The following is a 25622-nucleotide window of genomic DNA, read 5'->3' as shown; positions in this document are numbered from 1 at the left end:
GGCCGGTCGGGGCAACGGCCCCACGGCTATCCGCTCACGCCTCCAGAAGGGCGCGGGCGCTGTCGGAGGCCATTTCCGGGAAGGCGGGGAGCGACGGATCCATCACGTCCCACTCAAGCTGCCGGCTCGCGTAGACGATCAGGCCCGGCGCCAGCAGCGACGCGTCGTCGACGCTGGAGGCGCGGATGTGCACCAGTCCCTCGCGGACGGCATAGCGCGCATGGATCGGCGAGCCGCAGCGCGGGCAGAAGCTGCGCGTCACCGCCTCGCCGCTGTCGCCCACCCGCTCGAAGGTGGAGACCACCCCGGTGAGCTGAAACGCGGCTTCATCGACGATCACATGGGTGGTGTGGCCAGTGCCGCTGGAGCGCCGACAATCCTCGCAGTGGCAGTGGCCGACGAGCCGCGGCGCCTCGCTGCACGCGTAGCGCACGTCGCCGCAGGCACACCCGCCGGTGAAGCCGTCTGTCATTGAGATCTCCCGAACCACCTCGCATGATGCGCGAGGCCGAACCGCCCCAATCCCGAAAATCGGGATTATGCGAATGCTATCGGGCCATCTCGAACAAAAGGCGACAGATTTTTTCAAATCTCCGCGCGGCGGACGCGGATTTTCCGGCGCGGACCGGCCGCTTAGCGCCCGGCCGGGAACGCGACCCCCAGATCCGACAGCAGCACCATGGCGGCGTTGCGGCCCGGGCCGCCGGAGACCGAGCCGCCGGGATGTGTGGTGGCGCCGGTCTGGTAGAGGCCCGGGATGGGCATGCGGTGCTGGGCCCAGCCCGCCGCTGGCCTGAGCGCGCCCGCCTGCGCCGGGATCTGCGCGCCGCCGTGGCAGGAGCCGTGCCAGTTGTGCGGGTTGAGGCGTTCCAGGTCGAGCGGGCTCTTCACGTGGTGGGCGAGGATCGTCTCGTCGGTCAGTCCCGGCACGAACCGCTGCAGTTGCCGCAGATTGGTGGCCGCCACCTCTTCCTTGATCCCGTCCCAGCGCGCCGCCCCGCCCTCGATGTCGTACGGGTGGAAGCCGACGACCTTGACCGTGTGGTGGCCCGCCGGCGCGCGCGAAGGATCGACGCTGGTGGAGCACATCACCAGCAGCGGCGGGTCGTCGAGGTTCACCCTCCCCCGCGCCACGTCGGATCCGACCTGCAGCGCCCGGTCGACGCTCGGCATGATGCCGACGGCCGACGGCGTGAGGGTCTCCCCGTGCACGTCGAACGCGAGCGGCGCGCGGGTCGCATAGTGCGCGGCGAACATGGCGATGCCGCTCTGCCAGCTGTCGACCGCCTCCTTGAAGGGGCGCGGCCAGGCCTCCTCGGCCGCCATGCCGACCAGGTCCTTGACGTGGATCGTCGAGACGACGGCCTTGCGCGCCCGGTGCACCGACCCGTCGGCGCATTCCACCCCGACGCAGCGGCCGCCCTCGACAATCAACCGCTTCACCCACGACCCGGTGCGGATCGCGCCGCCGTTCGCCTCGATGTAGCGGGCGAGCGCGTCGGGCAGCGCCGCGGACCCGCCCTCCGGCAGCGTCCAGCTCCACTTCTGGCGCCCCGCCACCAGCGAATAGGCGAGCCGCCCCGACATCGCCTGCTCGGGCGGCACCATCGTCATCATCGCCATCCAGAGCAGGAAGGCGCGCGAACGCTCGTGCTCGAAACTGCCCCGGATGATGTCCCAGGCCGACAGCGCGATGCGCCGCTGCCAGACCGCCCCGTCCGGATGGTCGGCGAGGCGCTCGGCCAGCGACGGGCCGAAGCCGATCGGCGTGTAGCTCGCCGCGGAGAAGACCGGCGCCACCTCCGCGTAGTCGGCGATCAGCCGACGGTAGGCGGCGGCGTCGCTTTCGGAGAACCGCGCGAACTCCGCCGCGGTGCGCTCTATGTCGCGCCACTGGGTGATGGAGCTGCCGTCGGGAAACGGCATGTGCACGACCGGGTCGGGCAGGATGTAGGTGAGCCCGTAGTCGGCGAGCGGCAGCTCGTGATCCCGCAGGATCGGGCTCGACTGGATCAGGTTGTGGGCGGTGGAGCAGGTGTCGTGGCGGAAGCCGGGCAGCGTCACCTCGTCGGTGGCGGTGTTGCCGCCGACGGCGTCGCGTCCCTCCAGCACCAGGCAGGAAAGCCCCGCCTTGGCGAGATAGGCGGCCGTGATCAGGCTGTTGTGGCCGGCACCCGCGACGACGACGTCGAACTCTCCGGTGCCGGCCATCTCGCGGGTCCTATCCGAGTTCCGCCGACCAGTCGCGCTCTTCGAGAAGCTCCTTCAGCCGCGACAGGTAGGCCGCGGAATAGGCGCCGTCGAAGGCCCGGTGGTCGAAGCTCTGCACCAGCATGCCAACCGGCCGCGGCACGATGACGTCGAACCCGTCGACCGTCATCACCACCGGCTTCTTGGCGATCGCGTCCATCGACAGGATGGCCGCGTTGCCCGGGTTGATGATCGGCGTCGTGAAGGTGGTGCCGAACGAGCCGTTGTTGGTGATGGCGTAGGTGGCGCCGTCGAAGTCGTCGGCGCCGAGCTCGCCGGCGCGCGCCCGCTTCACCAGCCGGTCGAGCTGGCGCGCCAGCCCGGTGAGCGACAGGTCGTCGACGTTGCGCAGCACCGGCACCACGAGGCCGTCGTGGGACAGATCGATGGCGATGCCGAGATTGATCGAGCGGCGCACGATCAGCCCTTCGTCGGAATAGGCGGCGTTCACCTTCGGGAAGTCCGCCAGCGCCAGCGCGACGGCGCGCGCCAGGAACGGCAGGAAGGTCAGCGAGATGCCATGGCGCTCCGTGAAGGAGGCCTTGGCGGCCTTGCGCGCCTTGTCGACGGCGGTGAAGTCGATCTCGATGCCCTGGCTGACGTGCGGCATCGACTGCCACACCCCACCCAGCGCCTTGGCGGTCGTCCGGCGGATGCGGTTGAACGCCACCACCTCGTCGCCCTCCTGGCGGGAGACCGGAGGCGCCTGCACCGGCGCCGGTCCGCGCGCCTCCGCGCCGCGCGAGCCCTGCGCCTTGCCGACGCCCTGCTCCATCGCGGCCAGCACGTCCTTCTTGGAGATGCGCTTGCCCTGGGCACGGCCGGCGATGGCCGACAGGTCGATGCCGTTCTGCTGGATCAGCCGGCGCGCCAGCGGCGTGAGCTTCACGCCGTCGGGACCGTCGACCGGCCCGTAGGAGGCCTCCGGCGCCCGCACCGGGCGGAACGGATCGAGCCGCTCCTCGGCCGGGCCGGTCGGCGCGCTCCGCTTGGGCGGGGTCGCGCCGTTGGATGACTTCGCCGCGGCCGGCACGGGCTTCGCCTCCGGTTCGGCCTTCGCCTCGACCTTCTTCTCCTCCTTGGCGGGAGCCTCGGCCTTCTTGGCCGGCGCCTCCACCTTGGTGCCCGCCTCGCCGATCACGCCGAGCACGGCGCCGACCGGCGCGGTCTCGCCGTCGCCCACGTGGATCGCCAGCAGCACGCCGCCCTCGGTCGCCTGGACCTCCATCGCGACCTTGTCGGTCTCGATCTCGAACAGGTTGTCGCCGGGCGCCACCTGGTCGCCGACCGATTTGAACCAGGTCGAGATGGTGCCCTCGGTCACCGTCTCGCCGATCTGGGGCATCAAGACATCCATGGCGAACTCCCGGTCCTTGGTCTTCTTGGGCTCACCATTCCAGCGAGACGTACTGGGTCTCGAGGAACTCCATCAGCCCTTCGTGGCCGCCCTCGCGGCCGATGCCCGACTGCTTCATGCCGCCGAACGGCGCGGCCGGATCGGAGACCAGGCCGCGGTTGAGGCCGACCATGCCGAAGTCCAGCCGCTCGGCGAGCGCAAGGCCCCTGGGCACGTCGCGGGTGAACAGGTAGGCGACGAGGCCGTACTCGGTGTCGTTGGCGCGCCGGACCAGGTCCTCGTCGTCGGAGTAGCGCTGCAGCGCCGCCACCGGCCCGAAGATCTCTTCCTTCAGCAGGTCCGCGTCGTCGCTGACGTCGGTCAGCACGGTCGGCGGATAGAAGTATCCCGTGCCGCCCAGCGCCTTGCCGCCGGTCGTCGCCTTGGCGCCCTTCGAGGTGGCGTCCTCGACCAGCGACACGACCTTCTCCAGCGTCGACTTGTTGACCAGCGAGCCGACGACGACACCGTCCTCCAGCCCGTTGCCCATCTTCATGGCGCCCATCTTCGCGGTGAGCTTCTCCGCGAACTCGTCGAACACGTCGTCATGGACGAGGAAGCGGTTGGCCGCGGTGCAGGCCTCGCCGAGATTGCGCATCTTGGCGAGGATCGCGCCCTCGACGGCGGCGTCGATGTCGGCGTCCTGGCGGACGATGAACGGCGCGTTGCCGCCGAGCTCCATCGCCGGATTGACGATGTTGCGGGCTGCGCTCTCGAGCAGCGTGCGGCCGACCTCGGTGGAGCCGGTGAACGACACGACGCGCACCCGCGGATCGCCCAGCATGGCGTCGGCGACGGCGCCGGAGCGGCGCGACGGCAGCACGTTGACGACGCCCTTGGGAACGCCCGCCTCCTCCAGGATCGGCATCAGCGCCAGCATCGTCAGCGGCGTTTCCGACGCCGGCTTGATGATGACCGGGCAGCCGGCGGCGAGCGCCGGACCGATCTTGCGGGTGCCCATGGCGGCCGGATAGTTCCACGGCGTCACCAGCACGCCGATGCCGGCCGGCTTGTGGTGGACGAGGATCCGGGCGCCGGTGGTCGGCGAGCGCATCACGTCGCCGATGTTGCGCACGGCCTCCTCGGCGTACCAGCGGAAGAACTCCGCGGCGTAGGCAATCTCGCTCTGGGAATCCGGCAGCGCCTTGCCGTTCTCCAGCGTGATCAGCCGGGCGAGCCGGTCCTTGTCGGCCATGATCAGATCGAAGGCGCGGCGCAGGATCTCGGCGCGCTCGCGCGGCTTGCGGCCGGCCCAGTCGGCGAATGCCGCATCGGCGGCGTCGACCGCCGCCTTGGCATCCTCGACGGTGCCGCTGGCGACCGACGCGATCACCGTCTCGGTGGCCGGGTTGTAGACGTCGAAGCGGTTGCCGTCGGAGGCCTCGCGCCAGGTGCCGCCGATGTACATGTCGGTCGGCACGTCGACCATCAGGTTCTTGTCCACGGGATATCCTCCCTTGTTCGATCCGCCGGTGCCGGCCCAAGGCCGGTCATGGCCGGGCGGATCCGATGCTGCTGCCCCGTCGCCCCGCCCCGCTCAGCCGAGCGAGGTGCGAACCGTCTCGACGATACGCGGCACCGTCGGCAGAACGATGTCCTCGAGATTGTCGGCCGCCGGCAGCGGAATGTGCGGCGTGGTGATGCGCACGATCGGGCCGTCGAGATCCCAGAAGGCCTCGTCGGCGACGATCGAGGCGATTTCCGCGCCCCATCCGCACAGCCGCGGATTTTCCTCCACCGTGAACAGCCGGCCGGTCTTCTCCACCGAGGCGAGGATCGTCTGGGTGTCGAGCGGCACCAGCGAGCGCAGGTCGATGACCTCCGCGTCGATGCCGTGCTTCTCGGCCAGCTCCTCGGCCGCGGCGAGCGCCCGCGGCACCATCAGCGCCAGCGCCAGGATCGTCGCGTCCTTGCCGGGCCGGACGATCTTCGCCGTTCCGAGCGTGTCGATGATCTCGCCGTCGGGCACCTCGCCCTTGGTGGCGTAGAGCGACTTGTGCTCGAAGAAGATCACCGGGTCCGGATCGCGCACGGCCGCGGCCAGAAGCCCGACCACGTCCACCGGCGTCGACGGCGCCACCACCTTCAGGCCGGGGATCATCATCGCCCAGTTCTCGATCGACTGGGAATGCTGCGCCCCGAAGCGCGAGCCCGCCCCGTTGGCGGTGCGCACCACCAGCGGGCAACCGAACTGGCCGGCCGACATGTAGCGCACCTTCGGGAACTCGTTCGCCACGTAGTCGAAGCAGACCGCCATGAAGTCGGAGAACATGATCTCGGCGATCGGCCGCATGCCGGTCATCGCCGCGCCCATGGCCGCGCCGAGGATGGCCTGCTCGGAGATCGGGCAGTCACGCACCCGCTTCGGGCCGAACTTCTCGTAGAGCCCGACGGTCGCCTTGAACACGCCGCCCGCCTTGGCGACATCCTCGCCGAAGAAGATGACGCTGTCGTCCCGTTCGAGTTCCTGGGCGATGCCGCGCGCGACCGCGTCGCGATATGTCAGTTCCGCCATGACCACTTCCCATCCGCGTATACATCGGTGAACAGGATCTCTTCCGGCGGCAACGGCGCCGCCTTGCAGAGCTCCGTGGCCTCCTCGACCTTCGCCTTGGATTCCGCCTCGATCGCCTTGATCTGGTCTTCCGACACGCCGAACTCGAGCAGGCGCTTCCGGTAGAGCTTGATCGGATCGTGCTCCTTCCACTTCTCCAGCTCGCCTTCCGGCCGGTACTTGGCCGGGTCGGCGCGCGAGTGGCCGGAGTGGCGGTAGGTCTTGCACTCGATCAGCGAGGGGCCATCGCCGGCGCGCGCCTTGGCGTACGCCTCCTGGGCCACCCGGTAGACCGCGTCGGCGTCGTTGCCGTCGACGATGATCGACGGCAGGCCGTAGGCCGCCGCCCGGTCGGCGGCGGGGTGTTCCACCGCCGTCACGTCGCCGATCGGCGTGTACTCCATGTAGAGATTGTTCTCGCACACGAAGACCACCGGCAGCTTCCACACGACGGCGAAGTTCAGCGCCTCGTGGAAGGCGCCGATGTTGGTGGTGCCGTCACCGAAGAAGCAGACGGTCACGTCGTCGTCGCCGTTGTACTGGGCGCGGAGCGCCGAGCCGCAGGCGATTGGCAGGTGCGCGCCGATGATGGCGTAGGAGCCGAGCACTCCGTGCTCCTCGGAGCCGAGGTGCATCGAGCCGCCCTTGCCGCGCATCAGCCCGTTGTCGCGCTGCATCAGCTCGCCGAGCATCTTCTCCATGGGCACGCCGCGGGCCAGCGTGTGGTGATGGCCGCGGTAGGTGCACAGGCTCTTGTCGCCCGGCTTCATGGCGGTGGCGAAGCCGGCGGCGATCGCCTCCTGGCCGAGCGCCAGATGGCTGGTGCCCTTCACCAGGTTCTGCAGGAAGAGATCGTAGGCCCGCTGCTCGCAGTCGCGGATCTCCACCTGGCTTCGGTAAAGGGCGAGGCGCACGTCCTCGCCGATGTCGTCGTTCCTGGCCGCCGCTGGCGCGGACTTGGCCGAACGTCTGGTCCGTGCGTTCACCACGGATCCTCCCTCTCTTTGCGGATGATCGCGCTCAGTAGCGGTTGGCGATCGGCAGCTCTTCGGACGGGAAGTGGGTGATCACGCGGCAGCCGGTGTCGGTGACCACCACCTCTTCCTCGATGCGCGCGGCGGAGAAGCCGTCGGTCGCCGGGCAGTAGGTCTCCAGCGCGAACACCATGCCCGTCTTGATCTCCATGGGATTCTCCAGGGAGACGAGGCGGGAGATGATCGGCCGCTCGTGCAGCGCCAGGCCGAGACCGTGGCCGAACTGCAGGCCGAACGCGGCGAGTTCGCTCGGGAAGCCGAACTCCTCGGCCTTCGGCCACACCTCGGCGACCTTGTCGGTCGACACGCCCGGCTTGATCATCGCGATGGCCTTGTCGAGCCACTCGCGGCACTTCTTGTAGGCGTCGTACTGGACGTCCGTCGCCCGGCCCACGTTGAAGGTCCGGTAGTAGCAGGTCCGGTAGCCCTGGTAGGACTGCAGGATGTCGAAGAAGGCCTGGTCGCCCGGGCGCAGCAGACGGTCGGTGAAGTTGTGCGGGTGCGGGTTGCAGCGCTCGCCGGAGATCGCGTTGATCGCCTCGACGTCGTCCGAACCCATCTCGTAGAGCATCTTGTTGGCCTTCGCGACGATGTCGTTCTCGCGGACGCCCGGCTTTAGCTCCTCGTAGATCATGTGGTAGACGCCATCGACCATGGCGGCCGCCTGGTTCAGGAGCACGATCTCGTCGATGTTCTTGATCTCGCGCGCGCCGAGCATGATCTGCTGGCCGTCGACGATCTTCATGCCGGCTTCCTGCAGCGCGAACATCATCGCCGTCTCGGCGAGGTCGACGCCCACCGGCTGGTCGGCCACGCCCGCCTGGCGCAGGAGATCCATGATCTCCTCCGAGTGCATCTTCATCAGGCCGAACGACGGCGGGATGGTGCCGCGCATGCCGAGCACGCCGGCGCGCCAGTTGTCCTCCGGGAACCAGTCGCAATACATCTTGTGATGCACGGCGGCGGAGCCGAAGTCCCAGACGATCGGGTCGTTGTCGCCGGCCAGCAGCGCGAAGCGGCAGAGCTTGTCGCGCTCCCACTCGCCGATCTTGGTGCCCGACACGTAGCGGATGTTGTTGACGTCGAAGAGCAGCAGCGCGCCGCAGCCGGACTCCTTGAGCGCCTGGCGCGCCCGGGTCAGCCGGTAGTCGCGCAGCCGGTCGAAGTCGACGCGGCGTTCGAAGTCCACGCTCGTGTGGCCGGGCGACGGGATCGCCCGCTTCCAGTTCCAGTGCGGATCGAGGGAATCGATGCCGGCGCCACGGGCCGGGGTGATGATGTTGGTCATGGTCTCCTCCGATACGCTCGGGCTCTGGTCGGCCCATCTGGCGAGTGTCGACCCGCGGGAGCGGGGCGCGCAAGGCCGCGGATGTCCATTCTCGACAATTCGCAACCCGAAATGCAATCGATTGCAGAGATCGTTACTTGCCCGCGCCGGAGGTGTCAATCCCGCTGCGGGCGCGCCCGGGAGCCGCTCAGTTGCGCACCACCACGCACGGCACGCCGGCCGCGCCGATGCGTCGGCAGAGCGCCTGCGCGCCCGATCGCGACGAGGCGCCGAGCTGCACGGCGTGCACCGCCCGACGCCCCATGCCGGGGATCCGCTTGGCGATCACCACCGGCGGCGTGCCGCGCAGGTCGCCCGGCATGCGCCCCCGGACGCGCTCGAACTGGCGCATGGCGACCGACGGGTTCATGTGGCCGGCAAGCTGCGCACCCCACGGCGCCCAGCCGCCTCCCCCCGGCGGCCGCGGCGATGTGCGGGCCTTGCCGAGGGTGGTCACCAGCGCCGTGCAATCGACCGGTCGGCCCTCCAGGTCCTCCGGGCGCGGACGCGGCGGCAGCACGGGTTCGAGATCGTCGATCTCCGCCGCCGCTCCCGCGTGGGGCACCACCCCGCCGGCAAAGGCCACGCGCACGATCCCCCCGCCTTCCGCCGGCGGCGGGTCGTCGGGCTTCGCCACGGCGGGCGCGACCGGGTCGGACGGCGGATGCGGATTGAGCGTCTCCTCGCGCGCCGCGCGCTCGATCTCGCGGGCCCGCCGCGCCCGCCAGAACTCCGCCGACCGGCCGGTGATGGCGTAGACGTAGTCGCGGGTCTCGTAGGGCAGGAACCCGCCGCCGAGGTAGCCGTCGACCCGGGTCTCGCCGGCGTTGTAGGCCATCGCCGCCAGCCCCCAGTGGCCGAACCTGTCGAACAGCGCCTTCAGGAACGCCGCCGACGCCGGCAGCGCCTCGGCCGGGTCGAACGGCTTCTTGAGCCCCCGGGCGCGCGCCGTGCCCGGCATGAACTGGGCGATGCCCTGGGCGCCTTTCGGGCTCAGCGCGTTGGGATTGAACCGGCTCTCCTTCCAGATCAGCCGGATGAAGAATTCCGGCGGGACCGCATGGGTGTCCGCCGCCGTGACCAGGAGATCGCACAGGGCCGCGAGTTCGGCCGCCGGGTCGTCGTCCTCGGCGGCCGCGGCCTCCGGCTCGTCGGCGCCGGTAGCCGGCGTCAGACCGTCGTCGACCCGCACCAGCCGGTCGCGGTCGTCCGGCGCGGCGATGGCAGGCGCCGCCCGGCCGGCCGCGGCCGACACGGCGAGAAGAACGAGAAGGACGACGGCGGCGCGCATGGGTCGGTCGATGGTCCTGAAGCTGGGCCCTGGCGCGATCTAACCCGCCTTCAGGGCGTGGCGATGACGTCGACGCCCTGGCGCGTCGGATCGGCGCCCTCGACCAGCCCCGGCGTCGGATCCGCTTCCTTCAGGCGCTCGGCCCGCCCGGCGAGCGCGCGGGGCAGCGGACCGCCATACACCCAGTCGAGGAGTTCCACCGTGTGCAGGATCGGCCGCGCGCCGCCCGATGCGATCTGGGTGATGCAGCCGATGTTGCCGGTCGCCACCAGGTCGGCGCCGGTGCGGTCGATGTTGGCCACCTTGCGCTGCTTGAGCCGGCCGGCGAGGTCCGGCTGGAGAATGTTGTAGACGCCGGCCGAGCCGCAGCAGATGTGCCCCTCCGGCACCTCCGTCACCTGGAAGCCGGCGCCCGCCAGAAGCGCCCGGGGCTCGGTCTTGATCTGCTGGCCGTGCTGCATCGAGCACGCCGAATGGTAGGCGACCAGGGCCCCGCTCCGCCGCTCCGGCGGCCCGAGGTCGAGACCGGCCAGCACCTCGGAAATGTCCCGCGCGCGCGCCGCGACCTCATTGGCCCGCTCCGCGTAGTCCGGATCTTCGGCGAGCAGGTGGGCGTAGTCCTTCACCGTGGTGCCGCAGCCCGACGCGGTGATCGCGATGGCGTCCAGCCCTTCGTGCGCGATCTCGTGCCACCAGGCGTCGATGTTGGCTCGGGCGGCGGCGCGGGCGTCGTCCTCGCGGCCCATGTGGTGGACCAGCGCGCCGCAGCAGCCCTCCCCCTTGGGCAGCACCACCTCCACGCCGGCGCGGGCGAGCAGCCGGATCGCGGCCGCGTTGATGTCCGGAGCGATCACCGACTGGACGCAGCCGGTCATCAGCGCGACGCGCTTGCGGCGCGGTCCCGATGCCGCCACCACGTGCGGACGGGCCGGCCGCTCGGCCGGCGGTACCGAGGCGGGTGCGAGCCGCAGCATCGCGCCCAGCCGCGCGGCCGGCCCCTTGGTCAGCAATGGCGCGAGCGGGCGGCCCAGCGCCGACAGCCGCATCGCCCAGCGGAAGCGCTCGGGATAGGGCAGGATCGCCGCCAGCATCCGCCGCAGCATCCGGTCGTGCCAGGGACGCGCGTAGGTGTCCTCGATGTAGGCCCGCGCGTGGTCGACCAGGTGCATGTAGTTCACGCTGGACGGGCACGTCGTCATGCACGAGAGGCACGACAGGCAGCGGTCGATGTGCTTGACCACCTGCTGCGTCGCAGGCCGGCCGGCCTCCAGCATGTCCTTGATCAGGTAGATGCGGCCGCGCGGGCTGTCGAGTTCGTCGCCGAGCAGCAGGAAGGTCGGACAGGTGGCGGTGCAGAACCCACAATGCACGCACTTGCGCAGGATCTGCTCGGAGTGCGCGGTGGCGGGGTCGGCGAGCTGGGCCAGGGAAAAATGCGTCTGCATCTCGGCTCTTCCACGCTGCCCCCGCCGTCCGGGCGCCGGCTACGGACTGTTCAGATCCACCAGGTCGTGGGGTTGGCGATGGCCTCGCGGTTGCCCGCGGCGATCAGGCCCTTCACGCAGCGCACGATGAACCACACCGCGGCGGCGAGCCCGATGAACACGCCGATGACGACGATCGCCAGCACCGCGGCGATCACCCCGTAGAGGATGCCGATCCAGAAGGTGCGGATCGCATAGACGTAGTGGCTCTCGACCCAGCCGGTGGCCTTGCCGCGATTCATGTGGGCAAGGATCACCCCGATGACCGCGGTGATCCCGGTGACGAAGCTCGCCAGATACAGGCCATAGACCAGCTGCACGTTGGCCCGGCCCGGATCGAAGATGCCCGGCTCCGCCGGTCCGCCCGACACGATAGGATCACTCATCAAGTCGCTCCCCTTCACTCTGCGGCCGCTTCCAGCCGGCCGCCGGTTCCGTCCGCCCGACCTTCGCCCATCTCGCTCCGCGATCAAAGCCCGATGAGCATCCTCCCGGGGTTGAGCACGGCCTCCGGATCGAACTGCGCCTTCAGGCGCCGCGACAGCGCGGCCAGGCCCGGCGCCTCCGGCTCGAACACCGGCACCGACGCGCGCAGCGCCGACCCCGCCCGGATCAGCGTCGCGTGTCCGCCGCCGTGCGCCGCGATCGTCCGCCGCAGCTCGGCCGCGCCGGCATCGCCCTCGGCGGCCGTCTCGAGCCACACCAGCCCGCCGCCCCAGTCGTAGAAGGCCCTCAGCGGCCGGATCGCCGACAGCGCCGCGACGACGGCGGCGCCGGCGGTCGGCGCGACCGACACCCGCCACACCGCCTGCGCGGATCCGTTGGCGAAGGGCCGGCAGTCGCGCACGTCGCGCCAGAAGGCGTGCGATCGGTCCGGATCAAGCGTCTCGAGCGGACCGAGCCCGTCCAGCAGCGCACGGAGCGCCTCGGTCCTCGCCCGGACCGAGGGCGCGAAGCCCTCCAGCCGCAGGGCGGTGACCGACGCCCCCGCCGTGTCTCCCTCGCCGACCGACCCGGCGACGCCCGCCGGCAGATGGGCGGCCCCGGACACGTCGCAGGACGAGCCGAGCGCCGCCGCCATCGCCTTGAGGGCGGCGGCGTCGTCGAGACCGGCGACGCACACGGTGGCCGTCGTCTCGCCGCGCGGCAGCACCTTGAAGGTCAGCTCCGTCGACACCGCCAGCGTGCCCCAGGAGCCGGCGAGCCCGCGCGCCAGGTCGTAGCCGGTGACGTTCTTCACCACCCGCCCGCCGGCCTTGAAGATTTCGCCCCGGCCCGACACCGCATGAAGGCCGAGGATATGGTCGCGCGCCGCGCCCGCCTTGATCCGGCGCGGTCCGGCGAGGTTCGCCGCCAGCATGCCGCCCACGGTCCCCGGCCCGGCGCCGGTTCCGAGCAGCACCGAATAGTCGATCGGCTCGAACGCGAATTCCTGCCCGCCGTCCGCGAGCGCCGCCTCCACGGTGGCGAGCGACGTCCCCGCCCGCACCGTCAGCACGAGCTCCTCCGGCTCGTAGGCGACGATCCCGTCCAGCCCCGACAGGTCGAGGGTGTGGCCGGACTGCACCGGCCGGCCAATGGCGCGCTTGGTGCCGAGGCCCACCACCTCCAGCGGCTCGCGCGCCGACACCGCCCAGGCGACGCAGTCGCGCACCTCGTCCGCGGTCGCAGGTTTCAGCCGTTCGCTCATGCCGTCCTCAGAACCGGGGAATGTCGGGAAACGGCAGCGCGCCGGCGTGGACGTGCATCCGTCCGAGTTCGGCGCACCGGTGCAGCACCGGAAACACCTTGCCGGGGTTGAGAAGATGCTTCTCGTCGAAGGCGCACTTCACCCGCTGCTGCTGCTTCAGGTCGTCCTCGGTGAACATCGTCGGCATCAGGTCGCGCTTTTCAACGCCGACGCCGTGCTCGCCCGTCAGGCATCCGCCGACCTCGACGCACAAGGTCAGAATGGCGCTTCCGAATGCTTCGGCGCGCTCTAGTTCCCCTTCTTTGTTGGCATCGTAAAGAATCAGCGGATGAAGATTCCCGTCTCCGGCATGAAATACGTTGGCGACCCGAAGGCCATATTCGTCGGATAACTCGCGCATCCGGCGCAGAACGAGCGGAAGCGACTTGCGGGGAATGGTTCCATCCATACAATAGTAGTCGGGGGAGACACGACCGACAGCCGGGAAGGCTGCTTTTCGGCCGGCCCAGAACTTTGCTCGCTCCTCCTCGGAAGATGAAATCCGGATGTGGAATGCGCTGTTGTTTCGGGCACGGCCTTCTATATCCGAGATGAGATGATCAACTTCGACCCCGGGACCATCAAGCTCGACGATCAACAGGGCCTCCGCCTCCCGGGGATAGCCCGCGTGGACGAAATCCTCCGCCGCGAGGATGGCGGGCCGGTCCATCATCTCCATTCCCGCCGGGATGATCCCGGCCGCGATGATCTCCGCCACGCAGGCCCCGGCCGCTTCGCTGCTGTGGAAACCGATGAGCAGCGCGCGGGCCGTCTCCGGCGCCCGCAGGATCCGCACCGTCACCTCGGTGACCACGGCCAGCAGCCCCTCCGACCCGACCATCATGGCGAGCATGTCGTAGCCGCCGCTGTCGAGATGCTTGCCGCCCAGGCGGATCACCTCGCCGGTGATCAGCACCATCTCCAGGCCCAGCACGTTGTTGGTGGTGAGCCCGTACTTGAGGCAATGCACGCCGCCGGAGTTCTCCGCCACGTTGCCGCCGATCGAGCAGGCGATCTGCGAGGACGGATCGGGGGCGTAGTAGAAGCCGCGGTGCTGCACGGCCTGGGTCACCGCGAGGTTGGTGACGCCCGGCTGGACCGTCGCGGTGCGGGCGTCGAAGTCGACGTCGAGAACCCGGTTGAACTTCATCATCGAAAGAAGCACGCCGTCGGCGAGCGGCAGCGCGCCCCCCGAAAGCGACGTGCCGGCGCCGCGCGGCACCACTTTCACGTCATGCGCGTGGCAATAGGCGAGAATCCGGCTGACCTGCTCGACGGTCTCCGGCAGCACCACCACCAGCGGCATCTGGCGATAGGCGGTGAGCCCGTCGGATTCGTAGGCGCGCATCTCCAGGTCGTCGGCGATCACTCCCTCGTCGGGGACGATCTCCCGGAGCGCCGCGACGATCGCCGCGCGCCGCTGGAGCGTCGCCTCGCTCGGGCGCGGCATGGCCAGACCACTCATCGGCTCCTCCCCTGGGGTTGCCGTCTTGCGCGGCCCGCCCCGTTCCCTGTCCCCCGCGACCGGAGGGTGCCTGCAATTCGTTGGGCAGATCGCTGCGGGCGTGCTACTGCGCACCGTCTCAAATCTACCTCAAATTGCGTGATTCTCGCTCCATCAACCGAGCCAGATGTTCGCCCTTCGCCCGGCCGATCCCTCCTGTTGCCTACTGATACCACTCGATGAGCGACATCACAGACATGGAAATATTCGCCCGGGTGGTGGGCGCCGGGTCGATGTCGGCCGCCGGTCGGGAAATGGGGCTGTCGCCCGCGGTGATCTCCAAGCGCATCCGCCGGCTGGAAACCCGGCTCGGCACGCGCCTGCTCCAGCGCACCACGCGACAGCTCGCCCTCACCGAGGCCGGCCAGGGCTACTACGAGCACGTGGTCGCCATCCTGGCGTCGATCGAGGAGGCCGAGGCCTTCGTCACCCGCCGCTCCACCATGGCGCGCGGGACGCTCAAGGTCAGCGCCCCCACCTCGTTCGGGCGGATGCACATCGCCCCGCATCTCGGCCGCTTCATCGAGGCCCACCGCGACCTGCAGATCAACCTCGTCCTCAGCGACGAGTTCGTCGACATCGTCGCCGACGGCTACGACCTGGCGATCCGCATCGCGGCGCTGACCGATTCCAGCCTGGTCGCCAAGCGCCTCGCCCCGGTCTACCGGGTGCTGTGCGCCGCCCCCGCCTATCTGGACCGGCACGGCGAGCCCGCCACCATCGACGAGCTGGCCGACCATGTCTGCCTCGCCGCGCAGCAGCAGATCCCCTGGCGCCTGGAGGGTCCCGACGGACCGGTGAGCGTGCGCCCGGCCGCGCCGCTGTCCACCAACTCCAGCGAGGTGGTGCGCGAGACGCTGCTCGCCGGCCTCGGCATCGCGCTCCGCTCGACCTGGGACGTCGGCCCGGAGCTGGCGGCGGGCCGGCTGAAGATCGTGCTGCCCGCCTACCAGGCCTCCGACCGGGTCGGCGTCTACGCGATCTATCCGACGCGCCGCTTCCTGCCGGCGAAGGTGCGGCTGTTCATCGACTTCCTGGCCGACATCTACGCGCCCACCCCCTACTGGGACGACGGACTGGCCGGCGTGCTGGCGGAGCGTGCCGGCGAGCGCGTCGCCCGCTGACGCCGCGAGCGCCGCGGCTGCGGCGTCCCACCAGGGCACCCTCGGCCCCGATCCACAGGAAAGGCTCCCGAATTCGCGCCGGTGCGCGCCGCCCGGCGCCTGCGGATCGGCCCGACCGGCCGCCGGCAGGGTGTCGCTTCCGGGAAAATCGGGCCTCCCCTGTGTGCAATCGATTGCGTAAAACGCAATTCAGCGCCGCGGCGCGTTGCCCCGCGCCCCGTCCGCGGTTACAAAGCCCACGAATACGCGCGTCTGGATATCGAGGAACATCATGGCTCACCATCCCGCTGGCACTGCGCCCCTGCTGCACGATGAAGGTCACATGACCTCCATGGACTATCACGAGCACGAGCGGACCTATGCCGGATTCACCAAGCTGGTGAAGTGGAGCATCGTCGGCCTCGCCATCCTGCTGGCGCTGATGGGCTTCTTCCTGACCTGACCGGACGGCCGGAAGGCGGATCGGCGCCGATGCGGGGCTTGGGGAGCACCGCGTCCGGCCCCTCGACATGACTGCGGACCAGCAACGCCCGGCGCGGCCTGCGCGCGCCCGGCCTGACCGCTGGTCCCGAACGCCGCCGCCGTCACCGGGCGGTCGCGCCATCGGCGCGGCGTCCCGTGCGGTCGGTCATCTACGACATCAATGGGAGGACACGCATGCGCATAGGCGTCCCGCGCGAGGGGGATCAGGAACCGCGGGTTGCGGCGACACCTGACACGGTGAAACGGCTGGCCGGTCTCGGCGCCACGGTGATGGTCGCCAGCGGAGCCGGCGAGCGCTCCCGCATTCCGGACGCCGCCTTCGCGGAAGCCGGCGCGGAGATCGTCGGCTCCAGCGCCGACGCCGTGCGCGACACCGATCTCGTCCTCACCGTCCAGCGCCCGTCGGGCGAGCTGATCGACCAGATCCGGCAGGGCGCCACGGTCGTCTCGATCATGGACCCCTACGGCAACGAGGGCGCGCTGCAGCACATGGCCGACCGCGGCCTGACCGCCTTCTCCATGGAGCTGATGCCCCGCATCACCCGCGCCCAGTCGATGGACGTGCTGTCGAGCCAGGCGAACCTCGGCGGCTACCAGGCGGTGATCGAGGCGGCGGCGACCTTCGACCGCGCCATCCCGATGATGATGACCGCGGCCGGCACCGTGCCCGCCGCCCGCATCTTCGTCATGGGCGCCGGGGTCGCCGGCCTGCAGGCGATCGCCACCGCCCGCCGCCTCGGCGGCGTGGTGACCGCCACCGACGTCCGCCCGGCCGCCAAGGAGCAGGTCGCCTCGCTCGGCGCCAAGTTCGTCGCCGTCGAGGACGACGAGTTCCGCGCGGCCGAGACCGCCGGCGGCTACGCCAAGGAGATGTCGGAGGAGTACCGGCGCAAGCAGGCCGAGCTCGTCGCCGAGCACATCGCCAAGCAGGACATCGTCATCACCACGGCGCTGATCCCCGGCCGTCCGGCTCCCCGGCTCATCACCCGCGCCATGATCGAGGCGATGAAGCCCGGCTCGGTGATCGTCGACATGGCGGTCGAGCGCGGCGGCAACGTCGAGGGCGCCGAGGCCGACCAGATCGTCCAGGTCGGTCCGGCCCGCGTCATCGGCTACCGCAACCTGCCCGGCCGCATCGCCGCCTCCGCCTCGCTCCTCTACGCCAAGAACCTGTTGACCTTCGTCGACGGCGTGATGGTCGACAAGGAGACCAAGGCGTTCGCCATCAACTGGGACGACGAACTCGTGAAGGCGACGGCGCTGACCCGCGACGGACGCATCGTGCATCCGAATTTCGCGCCGAAGCCCGCCACCGAAGGGCATGAAGAAGGGGGCCAGGAATGAGCGATCCCGTAACGCAGAACCTCGTCGACCAGGCCCGCTCGGCAGCCGAGGTCGCGCGTCAGGCGGCCGACGCCGCCGACGCCGCCGCGCGCGCCGCCGAGGCCCAGCTCTTCGCGGCGCCCGACGGCATGGCCGACGGCCTCGCCGCCATCGCCCACACCGCCACCGGCGGCGTGATCGACCCGTTCGTCTTCCGCCTGTCGATCTTCGTGCTGGCGATCTTCGTCGGCTATTACGTGGTGTGGTCGGTGACGCCTGCGCTCCACACCCCGCTGATGTCGGTGACCAACGCCATCTCGAGCGTCATCGTGGTCGGCGCGCTGCTGGCGGTCGGCATCGACCTGTCCGCCTCCGACGGCGCGGTCTGGGCCCGCATCTTCGGCTTTCTCGCACTCGTCATGGCCAGCGTGAACATCTTCGGCGGCTTCCTCGTCACCAGCCGCATGCTCGCCATGTACAAGAAGAAGCAGAAGTGAGGGGAACGGACACATGAACGCAAATATTGCAGCCGTTCTCTACCTGATCTCGGGGATCCTGTTCATCCTGGCGCTGCGCGGCCTCTCCCATCCGGAGACCGCGCGCCGCGGCAACCACTACGGCATGGCCGGCATGGGCATCGCCGTGCTGACCACGCTCGCCGTGGCGGCCCCCTCGGCCAGTGGCTGGTTCTGGATCATCCTCGCCATCGCCATCGGCGGCGGCATCGGCGCCTTCACCGCCAAGAAGATCGCCATGACGGCGATGCCGCAGCTTGTCGCCGCCTTCCATTCGCTGGTGGGCCTGGCGGCGGTGTTCGTCGCCGCCGGCGCGCTCTATGCGCCTGAGGCCTTCGGCATCGGCATTCCGGGCGACATCCACGGCGCCAGCCTCGTGGAAATGTCCATCGGTGTCGCCATCGGCGCCATCACCTTCACCGGCTCGGTGATCGCCTTCCTGAAGCTCGACGGCCGCATGTCGGGCAAGCCGATCATGCTGCCGGCGCGGCATCTGGTGAACGCCGGCCTCGCCGCCGCGCTCGTCATCCTGATCATCCTGTTCGTGACCACCGAGGCACACTGGCTGTTCTGGGTGATCACCATCGTCGCACTGGTGCTGGGCGGGCTGATCATCATCCCGATCGGCGGCGCCGACATGCCGGTGGTCGTGTCGATGCTCAACTCCTACTCGGGGTGGGCGGCGGCCGGCATCGGCTTCACGCTCGGCAACACGGCGCTGATCATCACCGGCGCCCTCGTCGGCTCGTCGGGCGCGATCCTGTCCTACATCATGTGCAAGGCGATGAACCGCTCGTTCATCTCGGTCATCCTGGGCGGCTTCGGCGGCGAGAGCGCCGGCCCGGCCGACGACCTCGGCGACCGCACCGTGAAGCAGGGCTCGGCCGAGGACGCGGCCTTCATCATGAAGAACGCCTCCAAGGTCATCATCGTGCCGGGCTACGGCATGGCGGTGGCCCAGGCCCAGCACGCGCTCCGCGAGATGACCGACGTGCTCAAGGAAGAAGGCGTGGAGGTGAAGTTCGCCATCCACCCGGTCGCCGGCCGCATGCCCGGGCACATGAACGTGCTCCTCGCCGAGGCCCAGGTGCCCTACGACGACGTCTTCGAGCTGGAGGACATCAACTCGGAGTTCCAGCAGGCCGACGTCGCCTTCGTCATCGGCGCCAACGACGTGACCAACCCGGCGGCGCGCGATGATCCGTCCTCGCCGATCTACGGCATGCCGATCCTTGACGTGGACAAGGCGGGCACCTGCCTGTTCATCAAGCGCTCGCTCGGCTCCGGCTACGCCGGCATCGACAACTCGCTGTTCTACAAGGACAACACGATGATGCTGTTCGGCGACGCCAAGAAGATGGTCGAGGAGATCGTCAAGTCGCTCTGAGCAAACCCAGGAAAGCCGGGTACCGGTTTTCCGCAACGCTCCGCTCTTCAGACAACGAGGCCCCGGGAAGTCCGCTTCCCGGGGCCTTTCTTATGTGAAGGCATCGACGTCGAGACCTTCCAAGGCGTTCGGCATTTGGGGGTGGTCGGCATGCCGCCGCCTCGACCCTTTCCCGATCAGGTGAAATCCCTGGATCGGTTGGAAATGGCTCCAGCTTCAAATCCTCTGAGCTCTTCTTTCTGGTTCAGAGCGGTTCGTTCTGAACCGAAATGCTCCGGGCGGCTGGGGCACGCCGGACTTCCGTGTTCTACCGCGCGGGGCAGCGGGCGATAACCTTGATCTCGAAGTCGAACCCCGCAAGCCATGTGACGCCAATGGCCGTCCAGTTCGGAAAAGGGGGCTGGGGAAAGACCCGGTTTTTCACTTCCATCACGGTGCCGAACTGCGCTTCGGGATCCGTGTTGAAGGTTGTGACATCAACGATGTCTTCCGGACCACATCCTGCCGCCTTGAGTACGGCCAGCAGATTGTCGAAAGCCAGCTGCACCTGTTTGGCGAAGTTCGGTTCCGGCGATCCATCCGGGCGGCTGCCGACCTGACCCGAGACGAACAGCAGGTCGCCGGAGCGAATTGCGGCGGAATAGCCATGCTGTTCATAGAGCGCGTGGCGGTCGGCGGGAAAGACGGGTTCGTTACGAAGCATTGGTATGTCTTCCGGGTATCGCCTCAACAGGCGGTTTCGTATACGCTTCGTATGTGAAATATTCGCATACGAAGCGTATGTCAATGCTCGTGATGTATAGCGATCGTGGAGGGACGATGGCCGCCAAGAGAGCTCAGATGATGGAGGAGACCCGTGCCAAGCTGATCGCATCGGCGCGGAAGGCCTTTGCCGAAAAAGGCTATGCGGGAACGTCGATGGATGACCTGACCGCCGACGTCGGGCTGACCCGCGGCGCGCTCTATCACAACTTCGGCGACAAGCGCGGGCTCCTCGCGGCTGTCGTCGAACAGGTCGATGGAGAAATGGCGGCGGCCGCGATGGCGCATGCTGAGCGCCGGGGCGGCAGTGACTGGGAAAAGCTTCTTGCCGAGGGCACGGCCTATATCGAAGCGGCAATGGATCCGGAGATCCGACGTATCGTTCTCTTGGACGGCCCCGCAGTGCTGGGCGATCCTTCACAATGGCCCAGCCAGAACAAGTGCCTCGCCGCCACGATGCGCAGCCTCAAGAGCTTGGCGGATCAGGGGGCGATCAAGCCGGTCGCAATCGAAGCCGCCGCGCGCCTTTTGAATGGGGCCGCTCTCAATGCAGCGCTATGGGTTGCCGCAAGCGACGCGCCCGATCAAGTCTTGAAGGATGCCGTCGCGGCCTTCGAGCAGCTCGCGTCAGGGTTCCTGATCGACGCCCATGTAGGGTGAGCCTGCATGACCGCGTGCGATGAATGGGGTGCGACAATGTCCGCCCAGTACAGCGTTGCCCGCGTTGCGGTCCGCGCTGTGTGAAGAACTCCGGCATCGCGGCAGCCAAGCGCAACGCCGTCCAACATCGTATTCTTTCCTTGCCGGAACGCCGCCTCCGTGTCGCCGCACGACACCTCCGCTGTCGCATCTGCGAAATCGGCCGGCCTTGCGGCGGCGCATACTCGACCATGGACAGCCACGGATCGCGAAGATCCGGCGGGATCCGCTCTCAGGGGAGACGGTCGAGATGAGAACCCATGCGCGCGCGGTCGTCATCGGGGGCGGCGTGGTCGGCGTCTCGACGCTCTACCACCTCGCCGCCAAGGGCTGGGACGACGTCGTCCTGATCGAGCGCAAGGAGCTCACCTCCGGCTCGACCTGGCACGCCGCCGGCCTGCTGCCGCTGTTCAACGTCTCCTACTCGGTCGGCCAGATCCACAAATACTCGGTCGCCTTCTACGAGCGCCTGCAGGAGGAGACCGGCCAGGACGTCGGCCTGCGCAAGGTCTCCAACATCCGGCTCGCCCGCACCCGCGACCGCTGGGAGGAGTTCCAGTATTACGCCGGCATCGCCGAGACCATCGGCGTCAAGGTCAACATCCTCACCCCCGAGCAGGTGAAGGAGATCTGGCCGCTCTGCGAGACCGACGGGCTGCTCGGCGCCATCCAGCACCCCGACGACGGCTACGTGCAGCCGGCCGACCTGACCCAGGCGTTCGCCAAGGGAGCGCGCGCCCGGGGCGCCGAGATCAACCGCTACACCACCGTGCTCGCCATCGAGCAGCTTCCGTCGGGCGAGTGGCTGGTGAAGACCGACAAGGGCGACATCACCGCCGAGCACGTGATCTCGGCCACCGGCAACTTCGCCCGCAAGACCGGCGCCATGGTCGGCCTCGACATCCCCGTCATCCCCGTCGAGCACCAGTACATCGTCACCGAGGCGCACCCGGCCATCAAGGCGCGCAAGGCCCAGGGCCTGCCGGAGATGGGCGTGCTGCGCGAGGCGGACTCCTCCTGGTACATGCGCGAGGAGGCCGGCGGCCTGCTGCTCGGCCCGTACGAGATCGGCGCGCCCTGCTGCTACGTCGACGCCCCCTCCGACGGCTCGGAATACGAGCTCTTCCAGGAGGACCTCGACCGGCTGATGCCCTACATCGAGACGGCCATCGCCCGGGTGCCGGCGTTCGGCGAGGTCGGCATCAAGAAGGTCTACAACGGCGCCATCGCCTACACCCCGGACGGCTCGCCCATCGTCGGTCCGGCCTGGGACCTGAAGAACTTCTGGCTGAACGAGGGCCACTCGTTTGGCGTGACGGCCGCCGGCGGCGCCGGCTGGCAGCTCGCCGAGTGGATCGTCGAGGGCGAGCCCTCCATCGACATGATGGGCGTCGACCCCCGCCGCTTCGGCCCCTACGCCACGCGCGGCTATCTGCGGGAGAAGAACGAGGAGACCTACGCCAACGTCTTCACCGTCCACTATCCCGACGAGGAGCGTCCGGGCGGCCGGCCGCTGAAGCGCGCTCCCTGCTACGACCGCATGAAGGCGCTCGGCGCGGTGTTCGGCTCGGTCTACGGCTGGGAGCGGCCGAACTGGTTCGCGCCCGAGGGCTTCGGGATCGAGGAGAGCGCGCTGGACAAGCCCGACGTGCTCCTCAACCACAACCACCCGCCCGTCGGCCCCGATGGCAAGGTGAAGGAGCTGTGGTCGTTCCGCCGCTCCAACTATTTCGACCAGGTCGGCCGCGAGGCGCGCCACGTCCACGAGCAGGCGGGCCTGCTCGACATGTCGGCCTTCGCCAAGTTCGAGGTCTGGGGTCCGGGCGCCGAGGGCTGGCTCGACCATCTCGTCGCCAACCGCATCCCCAAGAAGATCGGCCGCATCGGGCTTGCCCACCTGCTGACCAAATCCGGCGGCGTGCGCTCTGAGTTCACCATCTACCGCGAGGGACCGCAGCGCTTCTATCTCGTCTCGGCCGGCGCCTACGAGCGGCACGACTTCGACACCCTGCAGAAGCTGCTGCCCACCGACGGTTCGGTGATGCTGCAGAAGGTCACCACCCAGTACGGCGTGCTGGTGCTGGCCGGCCCGCAGTCGCGCGCCATCCTGGAAAGCCTCACCGACGCCGACCTCTCCACCGCAGCCTTCCCGTGGCTGACGGGCCAGACCATCAACGTCGGCCACGCCACCGCGAAGGCGCTCCGGGTCAACTTCGTCGGCGAGCTCGGCTGGGAGCTGCATCACCCGATCGAGATGCAGAACACCATCTTCGACCTCTTGATGGAGGCCGGCGCCCCGCATGGCCTGAAGCCGTTCGGCATCCGCGCCATGGACGCGCTCCGGATCGAGAAATCCTACCGGCTCATTCCCCGCGAGCTCTCCATCGAGTACGCGGCGCTGGAATCCGGCCTCGACCGCTTCGTCCACCTCAACAAGGCGAGCTTCATCGGCCGCGAGGCGCTGGTGGAGAAGCAGCAGGCCGGCTTCGACTGGGCGTTCGCCACCCTCGACGTCCACGACGTCTCCGACGCCGACGCGCGCGGCAACGAACCGCTCTATGTGGGCGGCAAGCTGATCGGCCGCGCCACCTCGGGCGGCTTCGGCTGGCGCACCGACAAGAGCCTGGCGCTCGGCATGGTCCGGCCCGACTACGCCGGGATCGGCACCGAGATCGAGATCTCGATCCTCGGCAAGCGCCACATGGCGACCGTCGTGCCGGAATCGCCGTTCGATGCCGACAACCTCCGCCTCAGGGCCTGACCGGCGCCGTCGCGCCGGTCTGCCCAGCATTGCGCCCTTCGATGCCCACGCTTTGATCTCGCCACCGCGGGTTGCCCGCCCTACCTTTTTCCGGAGGGGGCGTCTTCGGACGGCGTGACGGCAAGGGGGACGGTTCACAAGGGAGTTGGCGCGATGCGGTGGATGGTGCGGGCGGTTTCGGCGCTTGTGGCGCTGGTCCCTCTTCAGGCGGGTGCGGCGCAGGTCGACGACGTCGTCGACATCGAGCTGGTGCTCGCCGTCGACGTGTCGTGGTCGATGGACCACGACGAACAGCTCCTGCAGCGCCAGGGCTACATGGGCGCGTTCCTGCATCCCGACGTGATCGCCGCCATTGGCCGCGGCGACTGGGGCCGCATCGCGGTCACCTATGTCGAGTGGGCCGGCGCCGGCCTGCAGATGGTGCAGGTGCCGTGGACCGTCATCGACGGGCCCGACACCGCCCAGGAATTCGCCGCAAAGCTCGCCGCCGCGCCGCTGGCCAGGCTCCGGCGCACCTCGATCTCCAGCGCGCTCGCCTTCTCCGGCACGCTGTTCGACGGCAACGGCTACGAGGGCTTCCGCCGCGTCATCGACATCTCCGGCGACGGCCCCAACAACATGGGCGGACCGGTCACCGACGAGCGCGACAAGCTCATCGAGGCGGGCGTCACCGTGAACGGCCTGCCGATCATGATCCGGCGCTCGTCCTACGACCCGTTCTTCCAGATCAACAATCTCGACGTCTACTACGAGGACTGCGTCATCGGCGGCTACGGCTCGTTCATGGTGGTGGTCAAGGACGCCGACGAGTTCGCCAGCGCCATCCGGCGCAAGCTGATCATGGAGATCGCCGCCGCCCGCCCGCGCGTCGTCCCGGCCCAGATGCAGACCGCCGCCCCGCGCATCGACTGCCTGATCGGCGAGAAGCTCTGGCAGCGCTGGCGGGGTGGCGCCGAGTAATCCCGGGAAAAGCGCTCTTGCGGTTTCCCGTCGGGAGAGCGGTCGAAGACCCCCCCTCGCGCCGGGTTCGCCGGCGCTCACCGGCTCCTGGCGGGCGGGCCGAACGCGCGCAGCATCCAGTCGGTGAGGACGCGCAGCTTCGGCGGCAGCGGCCGGCCGCCGGGATAGACCAGGTGCATGGCCCGGACGGGTCCCGGATAGTCCGTCAGCACCCGCGTCAGCCGTCCGGCGGCGAGGTGATCGTGGACGGTCGGCTCGCCGGCCAGGATGATCCCGCCGCCTGCGATCGCCGCGTCCACCAGCACCCGCCCGTCGTTGACCTTCAGCCGGTTGGCCGGCTCGGCGGTAAACACGCCGTCGGGCCCGGTGAACGTCCACGGCCGGGGTGCGGCGCGGCCGCCGCTCGCGTGGTGCAGGCAGTGGTGCCCCGCAAGCTCGCGCGGATGCGCCGGAACGCCGCGCGCCGCGAGGTAGGTGGGCGAGGCGCAGGCGATCAGCCGGTAGTCGGCGAGCGGCCGCGCCACCAGGTCGGAATCGGGGAGATGTCCGATCCGGATGGCGACGTCGATCCCCTCCTCCATCAGGTCCAGGTTCCGGTCGGAGAGCACCAGCTCGACCGCCACCTCCGGAAAGGCGGCGAGGAAGGCCGAGATCTCCGGCATCAGCCGGCACGCCCCGAACGCGTTGGGCGCCGTCACCCGCACCGTGCCGCGCGGATGGTCGCTCTGGGCGAGCACCGAGGCGGTCGCCGCGTCGTGCTCGGCGAGCACGCGCCGGCATCCGTCGAGGTACAGCCCGCCGGCGTCGGTCAGGCTGTGGCGCCGGGTCGAGCGATGCAGGAGCCGCATGCCGAGCTGCGTCTCCAGCGCGTCGACGTGCTTGCCCGCCATCTGCGCGGACATGCCGAGCGCCCGCGCGGCGGCCGAGAACGAGCCCGTCTCGGCGGTCCTCACGAACACGGCCATGCTGGTCAGGCGGTCGGCCATTCGAAACCCTCCGTTTCATGTCCGCATCGCAATGGCCGTATAGTATCTCGAAC

Annotated in this window: 21 protein-coding genes and 1 pseudogene; 8 read left to right on the top strand and 14 right to left on the bottom strand. The window is 69.3% G+C overall.

Annotated features, from left to right (window positions below; all coding sequences use genetic code 11):
• Positions 1-34: 34 nt before the first annotated feature.
• From AB7M35_RS16415 to AB7M35_RS16360, 12 genes are all read right to left on the bottom strand, one after another.
• Positions 35-472, bottom strand: coding sequence for a GFA family protein (locus AB7M35_RS16415; RefSeq protein ID WP_453961439.1), 438 nt, complete (start codon positions 470-472; stop codon positions 35-37).
• Between the two features lie 161 nt (positions 473-633).
• Complete coding sequence (locus AB7M35_RS16410; RefSeq protein WP_453961438.1) at positions 634-2211, bottom strand: phytoene desaturase family protein; 1578 nt, start codon at positions 2209-2211, stop codon at positions 634-636.
• Positions 2212-2221: 10 nt separating this feature from the next.
• Positions 2222-3607, bottom strand: a complete 1386-nt coding sequence (locus AB7M35_RS16405) for a dihydrolipoamide acetyltransferase family protein (protein ID WP_453961437.1) — start codon at positions 3605-3607, stop codon at positions 2222-2224.
• 31 nt (positions 3608-3638) lie between these two features.
• On the bottom strand, positions 3639-5090 hold the full coding sequence (locus AB7M35_RS16400) for an NAD-dependent succinate-semialdehyde dehydrogenase (RefSeq protein WP_453961436.1): 1452 nt from the start codon (positions 5088-5090) through the stop codon (positions 3639-3641).
• 93 nt (positions 5091-5183) lie between these two features.
• Positions 5184-6161, bottom strand: a complete 978-nt coding sequence (locus tag AB7M35_RS16395; RefSeq protein ID WP_453961435.1) for an alpha-ketoacid dehydrogenase subunit beta — start codon at positions 6159-6161, stop codon at positions 5184-5186.
• Positions 6149-7186, bottom strand: coding sequence for a thiamine pyrophosphate-dependent dehydrogenase E1 component subunit alpha (locus AB7M35_RS16390; RefSeq protein WP_453961434.1), 1038 nt, complete (start codon positions 7184-7186; stop codon positions 6149-6151). The genes AB7M35_RS16395 and AB7M35_RS16390 overlap by 13 nt, the downstream gene beginning before the upstream one ends.
• 34 nt (positions 7187-7220) lie before the next feature.
• Positions 7221-8522, bottom strand: a complete 1302-nt coding sequence (locus tag AB7M35_RS16385) for a M24 family metallopeptidase (protein ID WP_453961433.1) — start codon at positions 8520-8522, stop codon at positions 7221-7223.
• Between the two features lie 187 nt (positions 8523-8709).
• Positions 8710-9852 (bottom strand): lytic transglycosylase domain-containing protein, encoded by a 1143-nt coding sequence (locus AB7M35_RS16380; RefSeq protein ID WP_453961432.1) that lies wholly within the window; start codon positions 9850-9852, stop codon positions 8710-8712.
• Between the two features lie 50 nt (positions 9853-9902).
• The gene (glcF, locus tag AB7M35_RS16375; protein ID WP_453961431.1) at positions 9903-11297 is read right to left on the bottom strand and encodes a glycolate oxidase subunit GlcF; all 1395 of its coding nucleotides are present in this window, start codon (positions 11295-11297) and stop codon (positions 9903-9905) included.
• Between the two features lie 50 nt (positions 11298-11347).
• Positions 11348-11722: a DUF4870 family protein gene (locus AB7M35_RS16370; protein WP_453961430.1), complete on the bottom strand. Its 375-nt coding sequence runs from the start codon at positions 11720-11722 to the stop codon at positions 11348-11350.
• A gap of 83 nt (positions 11723-11805) precedes the next feature.
• Positions 11806-13026, bottom strand: coding sequence for a glycolate oxidase subunit GlcE (gene glcE, locus AB7M35_RS16365; protein WP_453961429.1), 1221 nt, complete (start codon positions 13024-13026; stop codon positions 11806-11808).
• A 7-nt stretch (positions 13027-13033) separates the two neighbouring features.
• A complete protein-coding gene (locus AB7M35_RS16360) occupies positions 13034-14530 on the bottom strand; it encodes an FAD-linked oxidase C-terminal domain-containing protein (RefSeq protein WP_453961428.1) in 1497 nt (498 codons plus the stop codon).
• Between the two features lie 218 nt (positions 14531-14748).
• Here AB7M35_RS16360 and AB7M35_RS16355 point away from each other — a divergent pair, with 218 nt between their 5' ends.
• The 5 genes and pseudogenes from AB7M35_RS16355 (at position 14749) to AB7M35_RS16335 (ending at position 19401) form a co-directional block, all read left to right on the top strand.
• On the top strand, positions 14749-15693 hold the full coding sequence (locus AB7M35_RS16355) for a LysR family transcriptional regulator (RefSeq protein ID WP_453961427.1): 945 nt from the start codon (positions 14749-14751) through the stop codon (positions 15691-15693).
• A 322-nt stretch (positions 15694-16015) separates the two neighbouring features.
• Positions 16016-16123, top strand: a pseudogene (locus AB7M35_RS16350) (aa3-type cytochrome c oxidase subunit IV); the annotation flags it as partial.
• Between the two features lie 227 nt (positions 16124-16350).
• Positions 16351-17520: a Re/Si-specific NAD(P)(+) transhydrogenase subunit alpha gene (locus AB7M35_RS16345; protein ID WP_453961426.1), complete on the top strand. Its 1170-nt coding sequence runs from the start codon at positions 16351-16353 to the stop codon at positions 17518-17520.
• A complete protein-coding gene (locus AB7M35_RS16340; RefSeq protein WP_453961425.1) occupies positions 17517-17996 on the top strand; it encodes an NAD(P) transhydrogenase subunit alpha in 480 nt (159 codons plus the stop codon). The genes AB7M35_RS16345 and AB7M35_RS16340 overlap by 4 nt, the downstream gene beginning before the upstream one ends.
• Before the next feature lie 13 nt (positions 17997-18009).
• On the top strand, positions 18010-19401 hold the full coding sequence (locus AB7M35_RS16335; RefSeq protein ID WP_453961424.1) for an NAD(P)(+) transhydrogenase (Re/Si-specific) subunit beta: 1392 nt from the start codon (positions 18010-18012) through the stop codon (positions 19399-19401).
• A 307-nt stretch (positions 19402-19708) separates the two neighbouring features.
• On the opposite strand, the gene AB7M35_RS16330 is transcribed toward AB7M35_RS16335, so the two are convergent.
• Complete coding sequence (locus AB7M35_RS16330; protein WP_453961423.1) at positions 19709-20104, bottom strand: RidA family protein; 396 nt, start codon at positions 20102-20104, stop codon at positions 19709-19711.
• Between the two features lie 116 nt (positions 20105-20220).
• On the opposite strand from AB7M35_RS16330, the gene AB7M35_RS16325 reads away from it, so the two are divergent.
• The 3 genes from AB7M35_RS16325 (at position 20221) to AB7M35_RS16315 (ending at position 24583) form a co-directional block, all read left to right on the top strand.
• Positions 20221-20823, top strand: coding sequence for a TetR/AcrR family transcriptional regulator (locus AB7M35_RS16325; protein ID WP_453961422.1), 603 nt, complete (start codon positions 20221-20223; stop codon positions 20821-20823).
• 289 nt (positions 20824-21112) lie between these two features.
• Positions 21113-23623 carry a GcvT family protein gene (locus AB7M35_RS16320; protein WP_453961421.1) on the top strand — a complete coding sequence of 837 codons (2511 nt, stop codon included), beginning with the start codon at positions 21113-21115 and terminating at the stop codon, positions 23621-23623.
• A 153-nt stretch (positions 23624-23776) separates the two neighbouring features.
• Complete coding sequence (locus AB7M35_RS16315; RefSeq protein ID WP_453961420.1) at positions 23777-24583, top strand: DUF1194 domain-containing protein; 807 nt, start codon at positions 23777-23779, stop codon at positions 24581-24583.
• Positions 24584-24660: 77 nt separating this feature from the next.
• On the opposite strand, the gene AB7M35_RS16310 is transcribed toward AB7M35_RS16315, so the two are convergent.
• Positions 24661-25569 carry a LysR family transcriptional regulator gene (locus AB7M35_RS16310; protein WP_453961419.1) on the bottom strand — a complete coding sequence of 303 codons (909 nt, stop codon included), beginning with the start codon at positions 25567-25569 and terminating at the stop codon, positions 24661-24663.
• Between the last annotated feature and the right edge of the window lie 53 nt (positions 25570-25622).

The organism is Amorphus suaedae (assembly GCF_053629675.1).
The sequence above is the reverse complement of the archived record's forward strand: the minus strand, read 5'-3'. Positions and strand labels throughout refer to the sequence as shown.

Coding starts and splice junctions, on each gene's coding strand:
- AB7M35_RS16415 (WP_453961439.1), bottom strand. CDS start 472: ATGACAGACGGCTTCACCGGCGGGTGTGCCTGCGGCGACGTGCGCTAC.
- AB7M35_RS16410 (WP_453961438.1), bottom strand. CDS start 2,211: ATGGCCGGCACCGGAGAGTTCGACGTCGTCGTCGCGGGTGCCGGCCAC.
- AB7M35_RS16405 (WP_453961437.1), bottom strand. CDS start 3,607: ATGGATGTCTTGATGCCCCAGATCGGCGAGACGGTGACCGAGGGCACC.
- AB7M35_RS16395 (WP_453961435.1), bottom strand. CDS start 6,161: ATGGCGGAACTGACATATCGCGACGCGGTCGCGCGCGGCATCGCCCAG.
- AB7M35_RS16385 (WP_453961433.1), bottom strand. CDS start 8,522: ATGACCAACATCATCACCCCGGCCCGTGGCGCCGGCATCGATTCCCTC.
- AB7M35_RS16380 (WP_453961432.1), bottom strand. CDS start 9,852: ATGCGCGCCGCCGTCGTCCTTCTCGTTCTTCTCGCCGTGTCGGCCGCG.
- glcF (WP_453961431.1), bottom strand. CDS start 11,297: ATGCAGACGCATTTTTCCCTGGCCCAGCTCGCCGACCCCGCCACCGCG.
- AB7M35_RS16370 (WP_453961430.1), bottom strand. CDS start 11,722: ATGAGTGATCCTATCGTGTCGGGCGGACCGGCGGAGCCGGGCATCTTC.
- glcE (WP_453961429.1), bottom strand. CDS start 13,026: ATGAGCGAACGGCTGAAACCTGCGACCGCGGACGAGGTGCGCGACTGC.
- AB7M35_RS16360 (WP_453961428.1), bottom strand. CDS start 14,530: ATGAGTGGTCTGGCCATGCCGCGCCCGAGCGAGGCGACGCTCCAGCGG.
- AB7M35_RS16355 (WP_453961427.1), top strand. CDS start 14,749: ATGAGCGACATCACAGACATGGAAATATTCGCCCGGGTGGTGGGCGCC.
- AB7M35_RS16345 (WP_453961426.1), top strand. CDS start 16,351: ATGCGCATAGGCGTCCCGCGCGAGGGGGATCAGGAACCGCGGGTTGCG.
- AB7M35_RS16340 (WP_453961425.1), top strand. CDS start 17,517: ATGAGCGATCCCGTAACGCAGAACCTCGTCGACCAGGCCCGCTCGGCA.
- AB7M35_RS16335 (WP_453961424.1), top strand. CDS start 18,010: ATGAACGCAAATATTGCAGCCGTTCTCTACCTGATCTCGGGGATCCTG.
- AB7M35_RS16330 (WP_453961423.1), bottom strand. CDS start 20,104: ATGCTTCGTAACGAACCCGTCTTTCCCGCCGACCGCCACGCGCTCTAT.
- AB7M35_RS16325 (WP_453961422.1), top strand. CDS start 20,221: ATGGCCGCCAAGAGAGCTCAGATGATGGAGGAGACCCGTGCCAAGCTG.
- AB7M35_RS16320 (WP_453961421.1), top strand. CDS start 21,113: ATGAGAACCCATGCGCGCGCGGTCGTCATCGGGGGCGGCGTGGTCGGC.
- AB7M35_RS16315 (WP_453961420.1), top strand. CDS start 23,777: ATGCGGTGGATGGTGCGGGCGGTTTCGGCGCTTGTGGCGCTGGTCCCT.
- AB7M35_RS16310 (WP_453961419.1), bottom strand. CDS start 25,569: ATGGCCGACCGCCTGACCAGCATGGCCGTGTTCGTGAGGACCGCCGAG.